The organism is Pontibacillus litoralis JSM 072002, from assembly GCF_000775615.1.
In the GTDB taxonomy this organism is placed as follows: domain Bacteria; phylum Bacillota; class Bacilli; order Bacillales; family BH030062; genus Pontibacillus; species Pontibacillus litoralis.
This window is the reverse complement of record NZ_AVPG01000049.1, coordinates 1-2,607: the sequence shown is the minus strand read 5'-3', so window position 1 is coordinate 2,607 and position 2,607 is coordinate 1. Positions and strand designations below refer to the sequence as shown.

Annotated in this window: 2 protein-coding genes; both read left to right on the top strand. The window is 66.1% G+C overall.

Features of this window, described 5'->3' with window-relative positions; genetic code table 11:
• The first annotated feature begins 226 nt into the window (after positions 1 to 226).
• Positions 227 to 1,912: an IS21 family transposase gene (gene istA / locus N784_RS16465; RefSeq protein WP_024360721.1), complete on the top strand. Its 1,686-nt coding sequence runs from the start codon at positions 227 to 229 to the stop codon at positions 1,910 to 1,912.
• The gene (istB, locus tag N784_RS15565; protein ID WP_003460139.1) at positions 1,800 to 2,549 is read left to right on the top strand and encodes an IS21-like element IS1474 family helper ATPase IstB; all 750 of its coding nucleotides are present in this window, start codon (positions 1,800 to 1,802) and stop codon (positions 2,547 to 2,549) included. Before istA ends, istB begins: the two co-directional genes overlap by 113 nt.
• Positions 2,550 to 2,607 lie beyond the last annotated feature (58 nt).

Below are 2,607 nucleotides of genomic sequence, written 5' to 3'. Positions count from 1 at the left end.
CTGCGGATTTCGGAGCACCGTGACCGGCCGTTTCGGTTGATCGTGACCGCTCATTTCGCTAACGCGTGACCGCTCATTTCGGTAGCAACGTGACCGATTCTCCGCCTGTTCCGAAACAGGTGGTCACGGCTTACCGAAATCGCCGGTCACGACTTAGCGAAAGCCTTCCCCTTCGTTGCGCATGACCTGATGCGCCGCCATCCTCGACCGATTTCGGGAGAGGAAGATGGCGGCGCCGCGAGTAGCCATGCGAAACATCAAAGAATGTCTGCGCCTCAAGTTTGAGGCCGGCTTGTCCCACGAGAAGATTGCCCGTGCCTTGCAGCTGTCCAAGGGCGTGGTTAGCAAGTACATCGCGGCGGCGCGGGTGGCCGGGCTGGACTGGCCGGCGCTGGTGGCCATGGACGAGGCCGCGCTGGCGGCCGCCTTGTTTGCACCGACGTCGACGAACAAGCCGCGCGGTGAGCGAGTGCTGCCCGATGTGCTGAGCATCCACCGCGAGTTGCGACGCAAGGGCGTGACCTTGCAGCTGCTGTGGGAGGAATATCTCGCCGCGCATGCGGGCCAGCCGACCTACCGCTACACCCAGTTCGTCGAGCACTACCGGCGCTACGCCCAGACGCTCAAACGTTCGATGCGTCAGCTGCACCGTGCGGGCGAGAAGCTATTCATCGACTATGCCGGGCCGACGCTGCCGGTGGTCGACCCGGCCACCGGCGAAGTGCGCCGGGCGCACATCTTCGTCGCCGCCCTGGGCGCCTCGAATTACACCTATGCCTGCGCGACGCCAGGCGAAACCCAGGTGGACTGGCTGACCTCGCTGGGCCAGGCTCTGACCTACTTTGGCGGCGTGCCGGAAATGGTTGTGCCGGACAATCCGCGCGCCCTGGTCGCCCAGCCGGATCGCTACGAGCCGGGCCTGAACCGGGCCACGCTGGAGTGCGCGCGTCATTACCAGACGGTGATCCTGCCGGCACGGCCACGCAAGCCTCAGGACAAGGCCAAGGCCGAGGTGGCGGTGCAGGTGGTCGAGCGCTGGATCATGGCGCGGCTGCGCCATCGGCAGTTCTTCAGCCTGCATGCGCTTAACCAGGCCATCGCCGAGCTGCTGGAGGATCTGAATCGGCGCCCGTTCAAGCGGCTCGATGGCTGCCGGCGCGACTGGTTCGAGCGTCTGGATCGCCCGGCCTTGCGAGCGCTGCCGGTGCATCCCTACGAGGTCGCCACCTTCAAGCGCTGCAAGGTCAGCATCGACTACCACATCGAGGTCAATGGCAGCTTCTACAGCGTGCCCTCCGCCCTGGCCCGGCAGAACGTGGACGTGCGACTGACGGCACACACCCTGGAAGTGCTGCATGGCAACCGGCGGGTGGCCAGCCACCTGCTGCTGGGGCGACGCGGCGCTTACAGTACCCAGCGCGAACACATGCCCGCAGCGCACCAGGCGCATCGTGAGTGGACGCCGCAACGCCTGCTCGACTGGGGCGAGCGGATCGGCCCCTACACGCGCCAACTGATCGATCACCAACTGACCCACAAGCCGCACCCGGAGATGGGCTACCGCGCCTGCCTCGGCCTGCTCTCGCTGGCCCGGCGCTATGGCAATGCACGCCTGGAAGCCGCTGCCGAACGTGCCGTACACCTGCGCGCCTTCACCGGGCGCAGCGTGCGCAACCTGCTCCAGCAAGGCCTGGATCAACAGCCGCTGCCCCAGCGTGCCGCCGAAACGACCTTACCCGGCGACCACGAGAACGTCCGTGGCGCCGACTACTACCAACCCCCGCAACAGGAGCTGTTCGATGATGCCGCAACACACCCTGAATCAACTGCACCAGCTACGCCTGGACGGCATGGCCCGCGCCCTGGAAGAGCAATGGACGCTGCCGGCCAGCCACAGCCTGAGCTTCGATGAACGCCTCGGCCTACTGCTCGACCGCGAACTGGCCTGGCGTGACAACCAGCGCCTGGTACGGCTGCGCAAGAAGGCCAAGCTCAAGTACGCCAACGCCTGCCTGGAAGATCTCGACCGCCGCTCCGGACGCGCCCTGGACGAGCGTCTGATCGCCACCCTGGCCAGTGGCGACTGGATCCGCCAGCAGCACAACCTGCTGCTGACCGGCCCGACCGGTGCCGGCAAAACCTGGCTGGCCTGCGCCCTGGGCAACCAGGCCTGCCGCCAGGGCTATAGCACCCTGTACCTGCGCACCCCGCGCCTGCTGGAACAACTGCGCATCGCTCATGGCGACGGCAGCTTCGGCCGTACCCTGCAACAGCTGGCAAAGGTCGACGTCCTGGTGCTGGACGACTGGGCGCTAGCCCCGCTGGAGGAAGGAGCCCGGCATGACCTGCTGGAGGTGATCGACGACCGCGCTGGCAGCCGCTCCACCATCCTGACGAGCCAACTGCCCATCGAGCACTGGCACGGCTGGATCAACGACCCGACCCTGGCCGATGCCATCCTCGACCGCCTGGTGCACAACGCCTACCGACTGACGATGAAAGGCGAGTCGCTGCGCCGAAAAAAAGCCGAGGAACAAGCCGCATCGTGACCGATGCGATTACAATCCAGAACCCGCGCAACCGGGGTGGAAGCACCGGTCACGTATT

Coding starts and splice junctions, on each gene's coding strand:
- istA (WP_024360721.1), top strand. CDS start 227: ATGGCGGCGCCGCGAGTAGCCATGCGAAACATCAAAGAATGTCTGCGC.
- istB (WP_003460139.1), top strand. CDS start 1,800: ATGATGCCGCAACACACCCTGAATCAACTGCACCAGCTACGCCTGGAC.